Genomic DNA, 22730 nt, shown 5'->3' on the forward strand with positions numbered 1-22730 from the left:
CAATCCACTTTTATAGAAATATAATTTCGCTATCTATTGTAGCACTTTAGCTAATAATATGATATCACCGTGCTTAAATTATCTTATAGTTCCCCTTAATTTTTCAAGCCGTTAAAAAACAAAGGTTTCATGTGAAACTGTAACTGTGGGCGCTACAATTCCAAACGAAACCTTTACTTACAAATTAATTTATTTTTTTGGCAAAAATTATTCGACCTGAAGAAGTTTGTAACAAACTAATTACTTCTAAATCGATATGTTCACCTATATGTTTTTTAGCGTTATCTACAACTACCATAGTACCATCATCTAAATAACCTACTGCTTGACCAGATTCTTTCCCCATTTTAGTAAGCAATAGATTAAAGCGATCACCTTGGTGTACTGAAGGTTTAATTGCTTCAGACAAATCATTAACGTTTAACGCTTGAATACCTTGAACATGACACACTTTATTGAGATTAAAATCCGTTGTTATAATATGCGCTCTATAATGTTGCGCTAATTTAATTAACATCGCATCGATATCACTATGAGACTTAGTTGGATGTATAATTCTCGTTGGATGATTAGTATCATATAATTCATTTAATATATCTAAACCTCTTTGGCCTTTTTCACGTTTCACACTATCGTTGGCATCTGCAACGATTTGGAGTTCATTAATAACACCTTGAGGAATTAATATTTCTCCGTCAATAAAGCCACACTCGATAATATCTAATATACGCCCGTCGATAATGGCACTTGTATCAATGATTTTAGGCACCGCATTACGTGCATTAATAGACATTGAACGCGCCATATTCTCTGGTAAAAATAGCAACATTTCATCACGCTTTCGCAAACCAAACTGAAAGCCGAAATAACCTAAAATAATTGTAACTATAATTGGCACAAAATGATTAATGACATTATTGCCGATAATTTGAAAAATAAAAGATATCATAACAGAAATTAATAAACCTATCATTAGTCCAATTGTAGCAAATAATATTTCTACTGCACTTTGACGCATAATTGTTTGTTCTAATTCTTTTAAAGCATACGTTGCCTTTTTAATAAACCAACCAAAGATTAAAAAGAATATAATAATCCCCAGTAGCCCATTGAAATAAGTATTTGTTAATAGGGGTAAATGATTTAGACCAGCGTCATTGACTATCTCTGGTAATAGATACACCCCTATACTTGCACCCAAGATAATATAGCACAAGATCACAATGAGTCTTATAATGTTCACAGATTAACTCACCTTCCTTTAGAAAGTTACTCAGGCTAAATAAGAATATATACTTAACCTAAATAACTTTGTGTTTTTTAATTATTGTTTTGTTAGTGCATATTTTAAAGCTTCATGGACATTCTTAACACCAATGACCTTGATGTCATTTGGAAATTGCCATCCACCAATATTTGATTCCGGAATAATCACACGCTTAAATCCTAATTTTTCCGCTTCTTGTACACGTTGTTCTATACGAGAAACTCGTCTAACTTCTCCTGTGAGTCCTACTTCTCCAATAAAGCAGTCTAAACCATCGACTGTTAAATCTTTAAAACTTGATGCTGTTGCAACAACAATACCTAAATCTACAGCTGGTTCTGTTAAACGTACACCACCTGCCACTTTTATATAAGCGTCCTGTTGTTGTAATAAATAATTCTCTTTCTTTTCTAACACTGCCATAAGCAGACTCAATCGATTATGATCGATCCCTGTCGCCATACGCCTTGGATTATTAAATGTAGTTGGCGTCACTAACGCTTGTACTTCTATAAGTAATGGTCTCGTGCCTTCCATTGTAGAAACAATAGTTGAACCAGGTACATTAGTCGAACGTTCTTCAAGAAACATTTCCGACGGGTTCTTAACTCCCTTTAATCCTGTTTGCTGCATCTCAAAAATACCCATCTCATTCGTAGAGCCAAAACGGTTTTTAACTGCTCTTAAAATACGATACGCGTGATGCTCATCGCCTTCGAAGTAAAGGACTGTATCTACCATATGTTCAAGTAAACGCGGACCAGCTATTTGGCCTTCTTTCGTAACATGTCCCACTATAAATGTAGCTATATTCAATTGTTTCGCTATATTCATTAAACTTTGCGTACTTTCTCTAACTTGCGACACAGAACCTGGCGCCGAACTAATTTCTGGATGGAAAATAGTTTGGATTGAGTCTACTACAAGTAGATCTGGCTTGAGTTGCTTAACTGTTTCATGTATAACTTCTAAATCTGTTTCAGCAAACACATTTAATTCACTTGAGTCCTCATCTAATCTTTCTGCTCTTAATTTCGTTTGATTTAATGATTCCTCACCTGTAATATACAACACATTTTTAGATTGTGATAATGCTGCACAAATTTGTAAAAGTAATGTAGATTTACCAATACCTGGATCGCCACCTATCAATACGAGCGAACCATTTACTATACCGCCGCCGAGCACTCTATTAAACTCTTCGGAGTTTGTTTTTACTCGTGGCGTTGTTTCATGTTTAATGTCATTTAATTTTTGTACTTTAGAAATATTGTCTCGACTGCGTACGCCATGTTTTGGACTCGCAGCCTTTTGTTCGACTATTTCTTCCATTTGATTCCAACCGCCACAGTTTGGGCATTTCCCCATCCACTTTGGAGACTGGTAACCACAGGCCATACATTCAAAAATCACTTTCTTTTTAGCCAAAACTGCACCTCCATCTTTCATTGAACAAATCTATTTTAAACCTCTGTCTGTTTAAAAACAAATTTTATTCATAATCAAACAATTCGATCGAAAAATATTCGTATATAGTTATTTAAAAATCTTAATAACTTAAGGATTCTAATCTTTAGCAAAAGCTATTTTTATAAAATGCCATGCTTGTGTATAGAGTACCACTGATATTATATTTTGACTTTTTAAATATTACTCGTTTATTAAGGTAAATACTACTCTATTGTTTATACAATATAAAAACAAAGCAGCACTCCCCAAATATGCGTTCACATATTTGAGAAGTACTGCTTTAATTTATACTTAACTTTTAAGATTCAGTTGTTTCTTTATCTTTAGTTGTATCTTTTCTTTCTTGAATATCATACTTGAATTCTTTACCATCATGATTAATTATTACTTCTTTGCCCTCAACTTGATTGCCTTCTAGAATTAATTCACTTAAGTTATCTTCAACTGTTTTTTGAATTGCACGGATTAATGGTCTTGCACCATATTCAGGATCATAACCCTCTTCAGCAATTTTTTCTTTGGCAGCTTCTGTAACTGTAATATTAATATCTTGTTCAGAAAGACGTTCTGTTAGTTTATCAACCATCATAGTCACAATTTCTTTCAATTCTTCTTTAGAAAGTTTGTGGAAGACGATAATGTCATCAACACGATTTAAGAATTCTGGACGGAAGGCGTTTTTCAATTCTTTCATCATTGTCTTACGGATTGTTTCATAATCTTGTCCTTCAGATGCGCCTCCAAAACCAGCGAAACGTTGGTCTTGTAATTCTTGTGCACCTACGTTAGATGTCATGATAATAACTGTATTACGGAAATCTACACGACGACCTTTTGTATCTGTTAAGTGACCGTCATCTAATACTTGTAATAGAATATTAAACACATCAGGATGCGCTTTTTCAATTTCATCAAATAAAATCACTGAGTAAGGTTTACGTCTTACTTTTTCAGTTAATTGGCCACCATCGTCATGACCTACATAACCTGGAGGGGCACCAACTAAACGACTGACAGCATGTTTTTCCATAAACTCACTCATATCAACACGAATCATGGCGTCATCTTCACCGAACATAGACTCTGCTAATGCACGAGCTAACTCAGTCTTACCAACACCCGTAGGTCCTAAGAAGATAAAGCTACCGATAGGACGTTTAGGATCTTTCAATCCAGCTCTAGCACGTCTAACTGCTTTACTAATGGATGTAACAGCATCTTTTTGGCCGATTACTCTATTATGAAGTGTATCTTCTAAGTTAAGCAGACGGTCTGATTCAGTTTCATTAATTTTAGTTAATGGGATACCTGTCCAACCAGCGATGACTTCACCAATATCTTCTTCTGATAGAGATGTGTTATCACCGTTTTGAGAATTTTTCCAGTTGTTATTTGCTTCTTCATATTGTTTCTCTAATTTTGTTTGTTTATCACGCAAGTTTGCTGCATTTTCAAACTCTTGAGCATGAACAGCTGCATCTTTTTCGTTTTTAACTTGTTCTATCTGTTGTTCAATTTCTTTCAAGTTTGGTGGTGTTGTATGACTTTTAAGTCTTACTTTAGAACTTGCTTCATCAATTAAGTCTATCGCTTTATCTGGTAAGAAACGATCTGAAATATAACGGTGACTTAATTTAGCTGCTGATTCTAAAGCTTGATCTGAAATGTTAATACGGTGATGCGCTTCATAACGATCACGTAATCCTTTTAAGATTTCAATTGTATCTTCAACAGTTGGTTCACCAACTTGAACAGGTTGGAAACGACGTTCAAGTGCTGCATCTTTTTCAATATTTTTACGGTATTCATCTAAAGTAGTTGCACCGATACATTGTAATTCACCACGAGCTAATGCTGGTTTAAGAATGTTAGATGCGTCAATAGCACCTTCTGCACCACCTGCACCTACTAGTGTGTGTAATTCATCGATGAATAATACGACATTTCCAGCTTGATGAATTTCTTCCATTACTTTTTTCAAGCGTTCTTCAAACTCACCACGATATTTTGTTCCAGCAACAACTGTCCCCATATCTAATGACATTACACGTTTACCTTTAAGTGTTTCAGGTACTTCGTTATTAACAATTGCTTGTGCTAAGCCTTCAGCAATAGCAGTTTTACCGACACCTGGTTCACCAATTAATACAGGGTTGTTCTTAGTACGACGACTTAAGACTTCAATGACTCTTGTAATTTCTTTTTCTCTACCAATGACAGGATCTAAAGTGCCGTCTTTTGCGATAACTGTTAAGTCACGAGCTAGACTGTCTAATGTTGGTGTATTATTAGATTTATTAGCTTGTGCATTTTTATTACTTGTTTCAGGGCTACCTAAAGCTTTAACAACTTGTGCACGTGCTTTTGTGATGTTTAAATCTAAGTTTGCAAACACACGCGCTGCGACACCTTCGTTTTCTCTGATTAATCCAAGTAAGATATGCTCTGTTCCTACGAAATTATGATGTAATTTTCTAGCTTCATCCATTGATAATTCAATTACTTTTTTCGCACGAGGTGTATAGTGTAATGCGCCCATTTGTTCTTGACCATGGCCGATTAATTTTTCTACTTCTTCAACTACTTTTTCTTCAGTAATATCAAACGTTTCTAGAACTTTAGCTGCAATGCCTTCAGGCTCTTTCATTAAACCTAAAAGTAAATGTTCAGTTCCAATATTCGAATGATTTAAGCGTATTGCTTCTTCCTGAGCATGTGCTAGTACGCGTTGAGCACGTTCTGTTAGTCTACCAAATAGCATATAGTATGACCTCCTAATTTATATGTTCTCTTAATATATCTGCTCTTTTTTCATTAACTGTTCTATCATCTTCTTCGTCTAATAAGAAAGGCGATTGTATTGCAACCATTAACTCGTTAAACTTGAAGTCATCTAATTCAATATAGCCTAAATCTAAACCAAGTTTCACTTCACTTAATCTTAGTGAAGCTTCCTCCATAGATATCAGTCTACTATATTTTAATATTCCTAACGAACGATATACTCGGTCTAATGTTTCTATATGATTATGTCGGTTTAATCGTTCGCGGATTTGCATTTCTTCATTAATAATTTGCTGCACTACCTCTGATAAGCTTTCAATGATTTCTTCTTCTGTTTTACCTAAAGTAAGTTGGTTTGAAATTTGGTATATATGACCATAAACTTGAGATCCTTCTCCATAAATACCTCTAATTGTAAAACCAAAACGATTAATTGTTTGAGCAATGCGATTCATACGTTTCATTATTGTCAATCCAGGCAAATGCAACATAACACTGGCACGCATGCCTGTCCCAATATTAGTAGGGCATGTTGTCAAATAACCTAAAGTTTCGTCAAAACTTACATCTAATTCACTATCAAGTTGATCATCAATTGCTGAAGCTTTTTCGTATAATGTTGATAGTGATAAATCGTTACCCATGGCCTGAATACGTATATGGTCTTCTTCATTAACCATAATGCTTAAAGATTCATCTTCATTGAGTAATACGGCAGAAGCAGGTTGTCTTATTAATTCAGGACTTATAAGATGTTTCGCGACAAGCTTGTATTTACTTTGTTGATCCATTGAATCCAAACGTTGTACAGACAAGTCAGGAAGCGCATCTTGTACGTCATTAATTATTCGAAAACCATCTTGTTCTGACAAAAACATTAATGGGTGTACATGATTTTCTAAATTTCTTGCCAATCGTATTCTCGAAGACATCACAATTGGACTTTCTTCTCTATCACGCATCCATTCACTCATGTATGCACTAATATCATTTTTACTCATCATGTTTCACCTCGCCATCCTCTTTCAATGCTTTAATTTCGTCACGAACAACGGCGGCTTCTTCAAAGTTTTGTTCTTCTATCAGTTGTTTTAAATAAGAACTTTTTTCTTCTATTTGTTTTTTTAATGCTAATTTTCTGTGTGAAGAATGTGGTGTTTTTCCTACATGTTCAATTTGACCACCTTGCACACGTCGTACAATATCGACGATGTCATCTTTGAATGTAGCATAGCAATCTGAACAGCCAAATTTCCCAACATGTGCGATATCTTTTAATGTCATATGACAAGTAGGACATCGTTTTTCTTCTTTAAAAGCAATTTCATCAAAATCGATACCATGTTTAGCAGCTAAGTGTTGTAAGATTTGCTTCACTACAAATGCGCCTTCAATGTCATCTTGTGATTGAATTTGCTGATTTTGAGTCCATGGATTACCACCTTGTGCACATGTGGAACAAACCCATTTTTCATTTATACCATCTTGACCTTTCACTGCCAATTTCACTTCTGCTTCATTCAAATGACAATTCTCGCATAGCACGACGAAACACCTCACTTTAATAATAATTTATAACATGCAATAACCGTTTAATAATATTTGCTCGAATGATATCTCTCGATAATACATCCATTTTTAATGTCTCTCTGTCGATAACGGCGTGTATCATTTTTGCTTCACGTTCATTAATGTAATTTTTATCCAATAAGCCATCTATAATATAATAAGCTTGCTGCTGTGAAATAGATGGACCAACTAATTGAAGTAAATGATTAATATAACCTGTCTCATCTCTGTTTTCAATTTTGGTGATTCGAATATATCCGCCACCACCTCTTTTACTTTCAATCTCATAGCCGTGCTCATTTGTAAAGCGTGTTTTGATTACATAATTAAGCTGGGAAGGCACACAGTCAAAGCGCTGCGCAATATTGGCACGTTGAATTTCTACAACGTCTTCATTGGTGTCTTCAAATAACTTTTTAATGTATTGTTCTATGATGTCAGACATGTTGTGCATGATTATCACCTCTTTTGACCTTCTTTGACTATATTATATGACCAACTTTGACCTTTTTCAACCAATATGTTTTAAAAATTTTTAATTAAAGATGTAAGTGCTATCTAATTTATTGTATTATAGGAGTTAAGAAAAATTAAAAGGGATGAATGACTTATGCATATTTTTATTGGTTTAATTGGGATAGCAGTGTTTCTTGGATTGGCGTTTCTATTTAGCTCAGATAGAAAAAATATCCGTTGGCAATATGTCGGTTTACTACTTGTAATACAACTAGTATTCGCATTTATTTTACTCAAAACTAAATTTGGTATTACAGTTATCGGTGGCATATCAGACGGTTTTAATTATTTACTAGCAAAAGCAGCAGAAGGTGTGAACTTTGTATTTGGTGGATTTGAATTTGTAGATCCTAAGAACCCACCCTTCTTTTTTAATGTATTATTACCAATCGTATTCATTTCAGCATTAATTGGTATTTTACAATATACAAGAATCTTACCTTGGATTATCAACGTTTTAGGTTTAGCCATTTCAAAAATTAATGGTATGGGCCGCTTAGAATCATATAATGCTGTTGCCGCTGCAATTTTAGGGCAATCAGAAGTATTTATTTCATTGAAAAAGGAATTAGCACATATTCCTAAACAACGCCTGTATACATTAACAGCTTCTGCAATGTCTACAGTATCAGCTTCAATTATCGGTGCTTATTTCACATTAATTGAACCACGTTTTGTAGTTACAGCAGTGGTATTAAATCTCTTTGGTGGTTTCATCATTGCTTCTATCATCAATCCTTATAAAATTGATGCAAAAGAAGATAAACTTATCGTTGATGAGAGTGAATCAGGTAAACAATCATTTTTCGAAATGTTAGGTGAATATATCTTAGACGGTTTTAAAGTTGCAGTCATCGTAGGGGCAATGTTAATTGGTTATATCGCTATCATTGCTTTACTTAATGGTGTTGTTAGTGCAATCTTTACCGGTTTATCTGGTGGCAGTATCACTTGGGATTTCCAAACACTTATCGGATTTGTCTTTGCACCATTTGCATTTTTAGTTGGTGTACCATGGGACGACGCAGTACAAGCTGGATCCATCATGGCTACTAAATTATTATCAAATGAATTTGTTGCAATGCAAAGTTTAAGTGAGATTAAAGATATGAGTACTCATGCTAAAGGTGTTATTTCAGTATTCGTAGTATCATTTGCAAACTTTAGCTCTATCGGCATTATTTCTGGAGCAATTAAATCACTTAACAACGAAAAAGGTGATATCGTCGCTCGTTTTGGACTAAAATTATTATTCGGTGCTACACTTGTTTCATTTATTTCAGCGGCTATTGCCGGGTTCTTTATTTAAAAATATAACTTGGACATAGATATCCGTAAACATAAAAGCTTATTCGTTTGATTTAAGTACATTTTATATAATATAAACTATTTCCATTACAAAATAAAAATCTTGCTACATAACGCAAGCAAACTACAAAACACACTCCCTATCACATGGAAGTGTGTTTTTTTTATACTTGTTAAATTGCTGCTATATCTATATTTACCAATAGTAAACATCAACCTACATATCTTCTCTAAACTATACGATTTGCTAGGATATCACTAGCCAATATTTAAAGCGAAATTTATATAAACTAAAATAAGACACTTCGTCTTATAAAATAACTACTCATTATTTTTAACGAAGTGCCTTATTAAAAAATTACTTACGCGACATATATTTTAGTGAAGTTCTATCTATTACACCTTTTCTGTGATCAAAGAAGGTTTTACGATTTCTTCTATAAAATACTGTGTCACTCTATAATCATCTGTTAATTCTGGATGGAACGATACACCTAAGTAACGTCCTTCTTGAACTGCTACAATTTTTTCACCAACTGTACTTAACACTGATACTTCACCGTGTGTCGCTTCAATATGTGGAGCTCTAATAAAAACACCTTCAATATCTTCTGCGATACCTTGTACATTTAATTCACTTTCAAAACTATCCACTTGTCTACCAAATGAATTTCTTTGAACAGTGATGTCTAATTTATCTAAATAGCCTTCTTCACCAACAATATGCTTAGCCATAACTATTAATCCAGCACACGTTCCAAACATAGGTAATGTAGATTGTTGTAGCGCTTCTTTAAAGCCATATAAATTCATTAATCGACGTAATGTTGTAGATTCACCACCAGGTAAAATAAGACCATCAATGTGATCTAATTGTTCTGTACGCTTAATTGCAATGCCTTCATGACCGCTAAGTTCAATATGACGTATATGTTCCCTTACTGCGCCTTGCAGTGCTAGTACACCAATTTTCATATTACCATCCACGCTCTTGCATACGTTCTTCTAAAGTCAATTCATTGATGTCTAAACCTTTCATAGCTGTACCTAAGTCTTTTGCTAAACGTCCTATTAATTCATAGTCTTGGTAGTGAGTTGTAGCTTGTACAATAGCTTTAGCGAATTTTTCAGGGTCTTCCGATTTAAAAATACCAGAACCAACAAACACACCATCAGCGCCTAATTCCATCATTAATGCTGCATCTTGAGGTGTAGCTACACCACCAGCTGCAAAGTTAACAACAGGAAGTTTACCATTCTCTTTAATATTTTTTAGTACTTCAAATGGCGCTCCAATATTTTTAGCTTCAGTCATGATTTCGTCATCATTCATCACTGTTAATCTTTTTACTTCTGCATTAACTTGGCGCATGTGTCTAACAGCTTCTACAATATTTCCTGTACCCGGCTCACCTTTTGTACGTAACATTGCTGCACCTTCACCGATACGTCTTGCAGCTTCTCCTAAGTTACGGCATCCACATACAAATGGTACTGTAAACGTATCTTTTAATAAATGATACTCTTCATCTGCAGGTGTTAATACTTCTGATTCATCAATGTAGTCTACACCCATTGATTCAAGTACGCGCGCTTCAGTAATATGACCAATACGCCCTTTTGCCATTACCGGAATCGAAACAGCATTCATAACTTCTTCTACAATTTTAGGATTAGCCATACGTGCAACGCCGCCAGCTGCTCTAATATCAGATGGTACACGTTCTAACGCCATTACCGCAACTGCTCCAGCTTCTTCAGCTATTTTAGCTTGTTCAGCATTGACAACGTCCATAATCACGCCGCCCTTTTGCATTTCTGCCATTCCTCTTTTAACTCTCTCTGATCCAGTTACTTTAGACATTTGTTTTTCCCCTTTACTTAGTTGATTAAGTTCATTTTAAGAGATAAACTGGTATTTAAAAAGGTTCAATTTCAATTTAATTTTGGAGGTCAGTTACATGTCAAAATCACATCTTTATATCGATTTATATGAAAATTTAAAAAATCAAATTATTGAAGGTCAATATAAATCAGGAGATAAATTTCCTTCTAAACGCGCATTAGGACAACATCTCTCTGTAAGTAATACAACCATTGAACATGCGTATCAGTTTTTACTCGATGAAGGTTATATATATTCAAAACCACGTTCAGGCTATTTCGTTTCAGATATTGAAACTTTACCGATAATTAATAGGAAAACACAATTCAATACAGATGAATATTTATCATCCCCAAATAAACACTCGGATGCTTATTACAAATATGCATTCAATTTATCAGAAATTGATACTGATTACTTTCCAATTCAACAGTTTAGAAAATATGCGCGAGATGCTTTTGAAATAAATCAATTACAATTACTCCAACACGCAAATCCTAAAGGTGAATGGTCATTAAGACAAGAAATTGCTCACTATTTATTCAATAGCCGTGGTGTATCATGTCATCCTGAACAAATTGTGGTTGGTTCATCGACTGAACAATTAATTAATTTACTAACGGATATCTTAAACAAAGCACAATTCCTTATTGAAAATCCGAGTTACCCACCTATCAAGCAAGTATTAGAAAAAAGACAAATTCCTTATATGCAAGTACCAGTAAATCAAACTGGTCTTGAATTAGACTATTTAAAGACAGCAATTCATAACATCGCATATGTGACACCCTCACATCAGTTTCCTACTGGCTATGTAATGAATTTAAAAAAGCGTACCCAGCTCATAACATGGGCACACGAACGTGATGATAGATATATTATTGAAGATGATTATGATTCAGAATTTCGCTATTTTGGCAAACCAATTCCCGCGTTACAAAGTTTAGACACGAAAGACAAAGTAATTTATATTAGTACTTTCTCTAAATCACTATTCCCTAGTTGTAGAATTGCCTACCTTGTTTTACCTAAAAAGTTACTTAATCAGTATGAGAATTTAGAACATAAAGAAGGTAATACAGTACCTGCACACTTACAAAAAATTGTAGCAAGTTTTATGGAATCAGGGAGCTTTGAAAGACATTTAAACAAAATGAGAAAATTATATAGTCGCAAATTAAAATTTATTATTGAAGCACTTAAACCTTATGAAGATCAATTAGAAATAGAAGGTGCTTTAGCAGGTATGCATTTTAATTTAACAGTTAAAAATGGTCTTTCTATAAAAGACTGTCTAAAAAATGCAGAAAAGAATAAATTAAAAATAACACCATTTAATCGATATGATACTACACAACAATCTGTAAAATTCATATTAGGATTTGGTGGCATTCCTTTTTCAGAACTTGAAGCACATACCAATGCACTAATTGATAGTTTATGCATTTAAAACATGGATAAAGTCCCATATCTCAATTAATTGAGATATGGGACTTTATCATGAATTTTACTCATGTATTTCATCGAAATCGACAATGACTTTCGGTTGAAGTTAAGCTCTTAGCGCACAAAAAAAGAGACCTCTCGGTCTCGGCTCATCGCATCCTATAATGCTGCCTGGCAACGTCCTACTCTTGCGGAACGTAAGTCCGACTACCATCGGCGCTAAAGAGCTTAACTTCTGTGTTCGGCATGGGAACAGGTGTGACCTCTTTGCCATTGTCACCAGACAATGAAATGTATGAAATTATACATTCAAAACTAGATAGTAAGTAAATATGATTTAACCAAAACAAAACATTTAAAATTTGATTAAGTCTTCGATCGATTAGTATTCGTCAGCTCCACATATCGCTATGCTTCCACCTCGAACCTATTAACCTCATCATCTTTGAGGGATCTTATAACCGAAGTTGGGAAATCTCATCTTGAGGGGGGCTTCATGCTTAGATGCTTTCAGCACTTATCCCGTCCATACATAGCTACCCAGCGATGCCGTTGGCACGACAACTGGTACACCAGAGGTATGTCCATCCCGGTCCTCTCGTACTAAGGACAGCTCCTCTCAAATTTCCTACGCCCACGACGGATAGGGACCGAACTGTCTCACGACGTTCTGAACCCAGCTCGCGTACCGCTTTAATGGGCGAACAGCCCAACCCTTGGGACCGACTACAGCCCCAGGATGCGATGAGCCGACATCGAGGTGCCAAACCTCCCCGTCGATGTGAACTCTTGGGGGAGATAAGCCTGTTATCCCCGGGGTAGCTTTTATCCGTTGAGCGATGGCCCTTCCATGCGGAACCACCGGATCACTAAGTCCGTCTTTCGACCCTGCTCGACTTGTAAGTCTCGCAGTCAAGCTTCCTTATGCCTTTACACTCTATGAATGATTTCCAACCATTCTGAGGAAACCTTTGAGCGCCTCCGTTACTCTTTAGGAGGCGACCGCCCCAGTCAAACTGCCCATCTGACACTGTCTCCCACCATGATAAATGGTGCGGGTTAGAAATCCAACACAGCGAGGGTAGTATCCCACCAACGCCTCCACGTAAGCTAGCGCTCACGCATCTCAGGCTCCTACCTATCCTGTACAAGCTGTGCCGAATTTCAATATCAGACTACAGTAAAGCTCCACGGGGTCTTTCCGTCCTGTCGCGGGTAACCTGCATCTTCACAGGTACTATGATTTCACCGAGTCTCTCGTTGAGACAGTGCCCAAATCGTTACGCCTTTCGTGCGGGTCGGAACTTACCCGACAAGGAATTTCGCTACCTTAGGACCGTTATAGTTACGGCCGCCGTTTACTGGGGCTTCGATTCGTAGCTTCGCAGAAGCTAACCACTCCTCTTAACCTTCCAGCACCGGGCAGGCGTCAGCCCCTATACATCACCTTACGGTTTAGCAGAGACCTGTGTTTTTGATAAACAGTCGCTTGGGCCTATTCACTGCGGCTCTCCTGGGCGTTAACCCTAAAGAGCACCCCTTCTCCCGAAGTTACGGGGTCATTTTGCCGAGTTCCTTAACGAGAGTTCGCTCGCTCACCTTAGAATTCTCATCTTGACTACCTGTGTCGGTTTGCGGTACGGGCACCACAATTCTAGCTAGAGGCTTTTCTCGGCAGTGTGAAATCAACGACTCGAGGAAACAATTTCCTCTCCCCATCACAGCTTGACCTTAAGAGTGCCGGATTTGCCTAACACTCAGTCTTACTGCTTGGACGTACAATCCAATAGTACGCTTCGCCTATCCTACTGCGTCCCCCCATCGCTTAAAACGAATAATGGTGGTACAGGAATATCAACCTGTTATCCATCGCCTACGCCTATCGGCCTCAGCTTAGGACCCGACTAACCCAGAGCGGACGAGCCTTCCTCTGGAAACCTTAGTCAATCGGTGGACGGGATTCTCACCCGTCTTTCGCTACTCACACCGGCATTCTCACTTCTAAGCGCTCCACATGTCCTTGCGATCATGCTTCAACGCCCTTAGAACGCTCTCCTACCATTGTCCTTACGGACAATCCACAGCTTCGGTAATATGTTTAGCCCCGGTACATTTTCGGCGCAGTGTCACTCGACTAGTGAGCTATTACGCACTCTTTAAATGATGGCTGCTTCTAAGCCAACATCCTAGTTGTCTGGGCAACGCCACATCCTTTTCCACTTAACATATATTTTGGGACCTTAGCTGGTGGTCTGGGCTGTTTCCCTTTCGAACACGGACCTTATCACCCGCGTTCTAACTCCCAAGTTAAATTGATTGGCATTCGGAGTTTGTCTGAATTCGGTAACCCGATAAGGGCCCCTCGTCCAAACAGTGCTCTACCTCCAATAATCATCACTTGAGGCTAGCCCTAAAGCTATTTCGGAGAGAACCAGCTATCTCCAGGTTCGATTGGAATTTCTCCGCTACCCACAACTCATCCGCTCACTTTTCAACGTAAGTCGGTTCGGTCCTCCATTCAGTGTTACCTGAACTTCAACCTGGTCATGGGTAGATCACCTGGTTTCGGGTCTACGACCAAATACTCAACGCCCTATTCAGACTCGCTTTCGCTACGGCTCCACATTCACTGCTTAACCTTGCATCAAATCGTAACTCGCCGGTTCATTCTACAAAAGGCACGCCATCACCCATTAACGGGCTCTGACTACTTGTAAGCACACGGTTTCAAGTTCTATTTCACTCCCCTTCCGGGGTACTTTTCACCTTTCCCTCACGGTACTGGTTCACTATCGGTCACTAGAGAGTATTTAGCCTTGGGAGATGGTCCTCCCGGATTCCGACGGAATTTCTCGTGTTCCGTCGTACTCAGGATCCACTCAAGAGTGAACAAACTTTCGACTACAGGATTATTACCTTCTTTGATTCATCTTTCCAGATGATTCGTCTAGTTTATTCTTTTGTAACTCCGTATAGAGTGTCCTACAACCCCAACAAGCAAGCTCGTTGGTTTGGGCTCTTCCCGTTTCGCTCGCCGCTACTCAGGGAATCGATTTTTCTTTCTCTTCCTGCGGGTACTAAGATGTTTCAGTTCTCCGCGTCTACCTTCAGATATGCTATGTATTCACATATCGATAACATGACATAACTCATGCTGGGTTTCCCCATTCGGAAATCTCTGGATCAAAGCTTACTTACAGCTCCCCAAAGCATATCGTCGTTAGTAACGTCCTTCATCGGCTTCTAGTGCCAAGGCATCCACCGTGCGCCCTTAATAACTTAATCTTTTTTGACTTTCAACACGAACAAGTCGGTTGAAAACCCAAAATGTTATTAATCTGTGAGTGTTCTTTCGAACACTAGCGATTATTTCTTTTTGAATTCAAAGCTTGTTAAAAAACTCTAATTCACTCGGTTTTGCTTGGTAAAATCATAAATTTTACTTACTTATCTAGTTTTCAATGTACAAAAAAATGGTGGGCCTAAGTGGACTCGAACCACCGACCTCACGCTTATCAGGCGTGCGCTCTAACCAGCTGAGCTATAGGCCCATTCTTTTTGAATACTCCAATGAGCATTCAAAACTGAATACAATATGTCAATGTTATTCCTATTTCATCTTCGTAAGAAGATGTTTCCGAATATATCCTTAGAAAGGAGGTGATCCAGCCGCACCTTCCGATACGGCTACCTTGTTACGACTTCACCCCAATCATTTGTCCCACCTTCGACGGCTAGCTCCATAAATGGTTACTCCACCGGCTTCGGGTGTTACAAACTCTCGTGGTGTGACGGGCGGTGTGTACAAGACCCGGGAACGTATTCACCGTAGCATGCTGATCTACGATTACTAGCGATTCCAGCTTCATGTAGTCGAGTTGCAGACTACAATCCGAACTGAGAACAACTTTATGGGATTTGCATGACCTCGCGGTTTAGCTGCCCTTTGTATTGTCCATTGTAGCACGTGTGTAGCCCAAATCATAAGGGGCATGATGATTTGACGTCATCCCCACCTTCCTCCGGTTTGTCACCGGCAGTCAACCTAGAGTGCCCAACTTAATGATGGCAACTAAGCTTAAGGGTTGCGCTCGTTGCGGGACTTAACCCAACATCTCACGACACGAGCTGACGACAACCATGCACCACCTGTCACTTTGTCCCCCGAAGGGGAAAGCTCTATCTCTAGAGTTTTCAAAGGATGTCAAGATTTGGTAAGGTTCTTCGCGTTGCTTCGAATTAAACCACATGCTCCACCGCTTGTGCGGGTCCCCGTCAATTCCTTTGAGTTTCAACCTTGCGGTCGTACTCCCCAGGCGGAGTGCTTAATGCGTTAGCTGCAGCACTAAGGGGCGGAAACCCCCTAACACTTAGCACTCATCGTTTACGGCGTGGACTACCAGGGTATCTAATCCTGTTTGATCCCCACGCTTTCGCACATCAGCGTCAGTTACAGACCAGAAAGTCGCCTTCGCCACTGGTGTTCCTCCATATCTCTGCGCATTTCACCGCTACACATGGAATTCCACTTTCCTCTTCTGCACTCAAGTTTCCCAGTTTCCAATGACCCTCCACGGTTGAGCCGTGGGCTTTCACATCAGACTTAAGAAACCGCCTACGCGCGCTTTACGCCCAATAATTCCGGATAACGCTTGCCACCTACGTATTACCGCGGCTGCTGGCACGTAGTTAGCCGTGGCTTTCTGATTAGGTACCGTCAAGACGTGCACAGTTACTTACACATTTGTTCTTCCCTAATAACAGAGTTTTACGAGCCGAAACCCTTCATCACTCACGCGGCGTTGCTCCGTCAGGCTTTCGCCCATTGCGGAAGATTCCCTACTGCTGCCTCCCGTAGGAGTCTGGACCGTGTCTCAGTTCCAGTGTGGCCGATCACCCTCTCAGGTCGGCTACGTATCGTCGCCTTGGTAAGCCGTTACCTTACCAACTAGCTAATACGGCGCGGGTCCATCTATAAGTGATAGCAAAACCATCTTTCACTTTAGAACCATGCGGTTCCAAATGTTATCCGGTATTAGCTCCGGTTTCCCGAAGTTATCCCAGTCTTATAGGTAGGTTACCCACGTGTTACTCACCCGTCCGCCGCTAACGTCAAAGGAGCAAGCTCCTTATCTGTTCGCTCGACTTGCATGTATTAGGCACGCCGCCAGCGTTCATCCTGAGCCAGGATCAAACTCTCCATAAATGAATTATGATGTTTGATTAGCTCATAAAATACTAATTTGTGTTATCTCTAACACTTGTTTTGAACCAACAATTTAATGTTGTGTTCGGAATTAACGTTGACATATTGCAATTCAGTTTTCAATGTTCATTTCTTCAATCACAAGAAATAATTTTACTCTCTTTGACTTAGAAAGTCAAGAAGTTATTAAAATTATTTTTTTGTTTTTGGGTAAAACTTCCATAAAAAAACGACCCAAGGGTCAATATGGAATTGCCTGGCAACGTCCTACTCTTGCGGAACGTAAGTCCGACTACCATCGGCGCTAAAGAGCTTAACTTCTGTGTTCGGCATGGGAACAGGTGTGACCTCTTTGCCATTGTCACCAGACAATGAAATGTATGAAATTATACATTCAAAACTAGATAGTAAGTAAAATATGATTTAACCAAAACAAAACATTTAAAATTTGATTAAGTCTTCGATCGATTAGTATTCGTCAGCTCCACATATCGCTATGCTTCCACCTCGAACCTATTAACCTCATCATCTTTGAGGGATCTTATAACCGAAGTTGGGAAATCTCATCTTGAGGGGGGCTTCATGCTTAGATGCTTTCAGCACTTATCCCGTCCATACATAGCTACCCAGCGATGCCGTTGGCACGACAACTGGTACACCAGAGGTATGTCCATCCCGGTCCTCTCGTACTAAGGACAGCTCCTCTCAAATTTCCTACGCCCACGACGGATAGGGACCGAACTGTCTCACGACGTTCTGAACCCAGCTCGCGTACCGCTTTAATGGGCGAACAGCCCAACCCTTGGGACCGACTACAGCCCCAGGATGCGATGAGCCGACATCGAGGTGCCAAACCTCCCCGTCGATGTGAACTCTTGGGGGAGATAAGCCTGTTATCCCCGGGGTAGCTTTTATCCGTTGAGCGATGGCCCTTCCATGCGGAACCACCGGATCACTAAGTCCGTCTTTCGACCCTGCTCGACTTGTAAGTCTCGCAGTCAAGCTTCCTTATGCCTTTACACTCTATGAATGATTTCCAACCATTCTGAGGAAACCTTTGAGCGCCTCCGTTACTCTTTAGGAGGCGACCGCCCCAGTCAAACTGCCCATCTGACACTGTCTCCCACCATGATAAATGGTGCGGGTTAGAAATCCAACACAGCGAGGGTAGTATCCCACCAACGCCTCCACGTAAGCTAGCGCTCACGCATCTCAGGCTCCTACCTATCCTGTACAAGCTGTGCCGAATTTCAATATCAGACTACAGTAAAGCTCCACGGGGTCTTTCCGTCCTGTCGCGGGTAACCTGCATCTTCACAGGTACTATGATTTCACCGAGTCTCTCGTTGAGACAGTGCCCAAATCGTTACGCCTTTCGTGCGGGTCGGAACTTACCCGACAAGGAATTTCGCTACCTTAGGACCGTTATAGTTACGGCCGCCGTTTACTGGGGCTTCGATTCGTAGCTTCGCAGAAGCTAACCACTCCTCTTAACCTTCCAGCACCGGGCAGGCGTCAGCCCCTATACATCACCTTACGGTTTAGCAGAGACCTGTGTTTTTGATAAACAGTCGCTTGGGCCTATTCACTGCGGCTCTCCTGGGCGTTAACCCTAAAGAGCACCCCTTCTCCCGAAGTTACGGGGTCATTTTGCCGAGTTCCTTAACGAGAGTTCGCTCGCTCACCTTAGAATTCTCATCTTGACTACCTGTGTCGGTTTGCGGTACGGGCACCACAATTCTAGCTAGAGGCTTTTCTCGGCAGTGTGAAATCAACGACTCGAGGAAACAATTTCCTCTCCCCATCACAGCTTGACCTTAAGAGTGCCGGATTTGCCTAACACTCAGTCTTACTGCTTGGACGTACAATCCAATAGTACGCTTCGCCTATCCTACTGCGTCCCCCCATCGCTTAAAACGAATAATGGTGGTACAGGAATATCAACCTGTTATCCATCGCCTACGCCTATCGGCCTCAGCTTAGGACCCGACTAACCCAGAGCGGACGAGCCTTCCTCTGGAAACCTTAGTCAATCGGTGGACGGGATTCTCACCCGTCTTTCGCTACTCACACCGGCATTCTCACTTCTAAGCGCTCCACATGTCCTTGCGATCATGCTTCAACGCCCTTAGAACGCTCTCCTACCATTGTCCTTACGGACAATCCACAGCTTCGGTAATATGTTTAGCCCCGGTACATTTTCGGCGCAGTGTCACTCGACTAGTGAGCTATTACGCACTCTTTAAATGATGGCTGCTTCTAAGCCAACATCCTAGTTGTCTGGGCAACGCCACATCCTTTTCCACTTAACATATATTTTGGGACCTTAGCTGGTGGTCTGGGCTGTTTCCCTTTCGAACACGGACCTTATCACCCGCGTTCTAACTCCCAAGTTAAATTGATTGGCATTCGGAGTTTGTCTGAATTCGGTAACCCGATAAGGGCCCCTCGTCCAAACAGTGCTCTACCTCCAATAATCATCACTTGAGGCTAGCCCTAAAGCTATTTCGGAGAGAACCAGCTATCTCCAGGTTCGATTGGAATTTCTCCGCTACCCACAACTCATCCGCTCACTTTTCAACGTAAGTCGGTTCGGTCCTCCATTCAGTGTTACCTGAACTTCAACCTGGTCATGGGTAGATCACCTGGTTTCGGGTCTACGACCAAATACTCAACGCCCTATTCAGACTCGCTTTCGCTACGGCTCCACATTCACTGCTTAACCTTGCATCAAATCGTAACTCGCCGGTTCATTCTACAAAAGGCACGCCATCACCCATTAACGGGCTCTGACTACTTGTAAGCACACGGTTTCAAGTTCTATTTCACTCCCCTTCCGGGGTACTTTTCACCTTTCCCTCACGGTACTGGTTCACTATCGGTCACTAGAGAGTATTTAGCCTTGGGAGATGGTCCTCCCGGATTCCGACGGAATTTCTCGTGTTCCGTCGTACTCAGGATCCACTCAAGAGTGAACAAACTTTCGACTACAGGATTATTACCTTCTTTGATTCATCTTTCCAGATGATTCGTCTAGTTTATTCTTTTGTAACTCCGTATAGAGTGTCCTACAACCCCAACAAGCAAGCTCGTTGGTTTGGGCTCTTCCCGTTTCGCTCGCCGCTACTCAGGGAATCGATTTTTCTTTCTCTTCCTGCGGGTACTAAGATGTTTCAGTTCTCCGCGTCTACCTTCAGATATGCTATGTATTCACATATCGATAACATGACATAACTCATGCTGGGTTTCCCCATTCGGAAATCTCTGGATCAAAGCTTACTTACAGCTCCCCAAAGCATATCGTCGTTAGTAACGTCCTTCATCGGCTTCTAGTGCCAAGGCATCCACCGTGCGCCCTTAATAACTTAATCTTTTTTGACTTTCAACACGAACAAGTCGGTTGAAAACCCAAAATGTTATTAATCTGTGAGTGTTCTTTCGAACACTAGCGATTATTTCTTTTTGAATTCAAAGCTTGTTAAAAACTCTAATTCACTCGGTTTTGCTTGGTAAAATCATAAATTTTACTTACTTATCTAGTTTTCAATGTACAAAAAATGCAATGAATACTCCAATGAGCACTCAAAACTGAATACAATATGTCAATGTTATTCCTATTTCATCTTCGTAAGAAGATGTTTCCGAATATATCCTTAGAAAGGAGGTGATCCAGCCGCACCTTCCGATACGGCTACCTTGTTACGACTTCACCCCAATCATTTGTCCCACCTTCGACGGCTAGCTCCATAAATGGTTACTCCACCGGCTTCGGGTGTTACAAACTCTCGTGGTGTGACGGGCGGTGTGTACAAGACCCGGGAACGTATTCACCGTAGCATGCTGATCTACGATTACTAGCGATTCCAGCTTCATGTAGTCGAGTTGCAGACTACAATCCGAACTGAGAACAACTTTATGGGATTTGCATGACCTCGCGGTTTAGCTGCCCTTTGTATTGTCCATTGTAGCACGTGTGTAGCCCAAATCATAAGGGGCATGATGATTTGACGTCATCCCCACCTTCCTCCGGTTTGTCACCGGCAGTCAACCTAGAGTGCCCAACTTAATGATGGCAACTAAGCTTAAGGGTTGCGCTCGTTGCGGGACTTAACCCAACATCTCACGACACGAGCTGACGACAACCATGCACCACCTGTCACTTTGTCCCCCGAAGGGGAAAGCTCTATCTCTAGAGTTTTCAAAGGATGTCAAGATTTGGTAAGGTTCTTCGCGTTGCTTCGAATTAAACCACATGCTCCACCGCTTGTGCGGGTCCCCGTCAATTCCTTTGAGTTTCAACCTTGCGGTCGTACTCCCCAGGCGGAGTGCTTAATGCGTTAGCTGCAGCACTAAGGGGCGGAAACCCCCTAACACTTAGCACTCATCGTTTACGGCGTGGACTACCAGGGTATCTAATCCTGTTTGATCCCCACGCTTTCGCACATCAGCGTCAGTTACAGACCAGAAAGTCGCCTTCGCCACTGGTGTTCCTCCATATCTCTGCGCATTTCACCGCTACACATGGAATTCCACTTTCCTCTTCTGCACTCAAGTTTCCCAGTTTCCAATGACCCTCCACGGTTGAGCCGTGGGCTTTCACATCAGACTTAAGAAACCGCCTACGCGCGCTTTACGCCCAATAATTCCGGATAACGCTTGCCACCTACGTATTACCGCGGCTGCTGGCACGTAGTTAGCCGTGGCTTTCTGATTAGGTACCGTCAAGACGTGCACAGTTACTTACACATTTGTTCTTCCCTAATAACAGAGTTTTACGAGCCGAAACCCTTCATCACTCACGCGGCGTTGCTCCGTCAGGCTTTCGCCCATTGCGGAAGATTCCCTACTGCTGCCTCCCGTAGGAGTCTGGACCGTGTCTCAGTTCCAGTGTGGCCGATCACCCTCTCAGGTCGGCTACGTATCGTCGCCTTGGTAAGCCGTTACCTTACCAACTAGCTAATACGGCGCGGGTCCATCTATAAGTGATAGCAAAACCATCTTTCACTTTAGAACCATGCGGTTCCAAATGTTATCCGGTATTAGCTCCGGTTTCCCGAAGTTATCCCAGTCTTATAGGTAGGTTACCCACGTGTTACTCACCCGTCCGCCGCTAACGTCAAAGGAGCAAGCTCCTTATCTGTTCGCTCGACTTGCATGTATTAGGCACGCCGCCAGCGTTCATCCTGAGCCAGGATCAAACTCTCCATAAATGAATTATGATGTTTGATTAGCTCATAAAATACTAATTTGTGTTATCTCTAACACTTGTTTTGAACCAA

10 protein-coding genes, 1 tRNA gene and 6 rRNA genes are annotated in these 22730 nt (G+C 40.5%); 2 read left to right on the forward strand and 15 right to left on the reverse strand.

Annotated features, from left to right (window positions below):
* Positions 1-184: 184 nt before the first annotated feature.
* The 6 genes from LG295_RS12190 to LG295_RS12215 all read right to left on the reverse strand — a co-directional run bounded on the left by LG295_RS12190 (position 185) and on the right by LG295_RS12215 (position 7544).
* Positions 185-1243, reverse strand: a complete 1059-nt coding sequence (locus LG295_RS12190; RefSeq protein WP_107530617.1) for a PIN/TRAM domain-containing protein — start codon at positions 1241-1243, stop codon at positions 185-187.
* An 81-nt stretch (positions 1244-1324) separates the two neighbouring features.
* Complete coding sequence (gene radA, locus LG295_RS12195; RefSeq protein ID WP_404475985.1) at positions 1325-2695, reverse strand: DNA repair protein RadA; 1371 nt, start codon at positions 2693-2695, stop codon at positions 1325-1327.
* A 340-nt stretch (positions 2696-3035) separates the two neighbouring features.
* Positions 3036-5498 carry an ATP-dependent Clp protease ATP-binding subunit gene (locus tag LG295_RS12200; RefSeq protein ID WP_107530618.1) on the reverse strand — a complete coding sequence of 821 codons (2463 nt, stop codon included), beginning with the start codon at positions 5496-5498 and terminating at the stop codon, positions 3036-3038.
* Positions 5499-5511: 13 nt separating this feature from the next.
* On the reverse strand, positions 5512-6522 hold the full coding sequence (locus tag LG295_RS12205; RefSeq protein ID WP_404475986.1) for a protein arginine kinase: 1011 nt from the start codon (positions 6520-6522) through the stop codon (positions 5512-5514).
* Positions 6515-7066, reverse strand: a complete 552-nt coding sequence (locus tag LG295_RS12210) for a UvrB/UvrC motif-containing protein (RefSeq protein ID WP_042363311.1) — start codon at positions 7064-7066, stop codon at positions 6515-6517. Before LG295_RS12210 ends, LG295_RS12205 begins: the two co-directional genes overlap by 8 nt.
* 16 nt (positions 7067-7082) lie before the next feature.
* On the reverse strand, positions 7083-7544 hold the full coding sequence (locus tag LG295_RS12215; RefSeq protein ID WP_318832353.1) for a CtsR family transcriptional regulator: 462 nt from the start codon (positions 7542-7544) through the stop codon (positions 7083-7085).
* 156 nt (positions 7545-7700) lie between these two features.
* On the opposite strand from LG295_RS12215, the gene LG295_RS12220 reads away from it, so the two are divergent.
* Positions 7701-8915, forward strand: a complete 1215-nt coding sequence (locus LG295_RS12220) for a NupC/NupG family nucleoside CNT transporter (RefSeq protein WP_107530620.1) — start codon at positions 7701-7703, stop codon at positions 8913-8915.
* A gap of 395 nt (positions 8916-9310) precedes the next feature.
* On the opposite strand, the gene pdxT is transcribed toward LG295_RS12220, so the two are convergent.
* Both pdxT and pdxS read right to left on the reverse strand, forming a co-directional pair.
* Positions 9311-9889 (reverse strand): pyridoxal 5'-phosphate synthase glutaminase subunit PdxT, encoded by a 579-nt coding sequence (gene pdxT, locus LG295_RS12225; protein WP_107530621.1) that lies wholly within the window; start codon positions 9887-9889, stop codon positions 9311-9313.
* 1 nt (position 9890) lies between these two features.
* A complete protein-coding gene (pdxS, locus tag LG295_RS12230; protein ID WP_029377948.1) occupies positions 9891-10778 on the reverse strand; it encodes a pyridoxal 5'-phosphate synthase lyase subunit PdxS in 888 nt (295 codons plus the stop codon).
* A gap of 97 nt (positions 10779-10875) precedes the next feature.
* Between pdxS and LG295_RS12235 the strand changes: the two genes are divergently transcribed.
* Entirely contained in the window at positions 10876-12249 is a 1374-nt protein-coding gene (locus LG295_RS12235; protein ID WP_107530622.1) for a PLP-dependent aminotransferase family protein, read from the forward strand.
* A gap of 165 nt (positions 12250-12414) precedes the next feature.
* On the opposite strand, the gene rrf (LG295_RS12240) is transcribed toward LG295_RS12235, so the two are convergent.
* The 7 genes from rrf (LG295_RS12240) to LG295_RS12270 form a co-directional block, all read right to left on the reverse strand.
* Positions 12415-12529: ribosomal RNA gene (gene rrf, locus LG295_RS12240) — 5S ribosomal RNA — on the reverse strand.
* Positions 12530-12607: 78 nt separating this feature from the next.
* Positions 12608-15530, reverse strand: a 23S ribosomal RNA gene (locus LG295_RS12245).
* Between the two features lie 189 nt (positions 15531-15719).
* Positions 15720-15796, reverse strand: a tRNA-Ile gene (locus LG295_RS12250).
* Positions 15797-15898: 102 nt separating this feature from the next.
* Positions 15899-17451 (reverse strand): 16S ribosomal RNA (locus LG295_RS12255).
* Positions 17452-17705: 254 nt separating this feature from the next.
* Positions 17706-17820: ribosomal RNA gene (rrf, locus tag LG295_RS12260) — 5S ribosomal RNA — on the reverse strand.
* Positions 17821-17899: 79 nt separating this feature from the next.
* Positions 17900-20822: ribosomal RNA gene (locus LG295_RS12265) — 23S ribosomal RNA — on the reverse strand.
* 286 nt (positions 20823-21108) lie between these two features.
* Positions 21109-22661: ribosomal RNA gene (locus tag LG295_RS12270) — 16S ribosomal RNA — on the reverse strand.
* The 16S, 23S and 5S rRNA genes sit together here with 1 tRNA gene alongside, the layout of an rRNA operon.
* Positions 22662-22730: the final 69 nt, after the last annotated feature.

Origin of the sequence: Staphylococcus pseudoxylosus, assembly GCF_044794325.1 — a bacterium.
Taxonomy (GTDB): Bacteria; Bacillota; Bacilli; order Staphylococcales; family Staphylococcaceae; genus Staphylococcus; species Staphylococcus pseudoxylosus.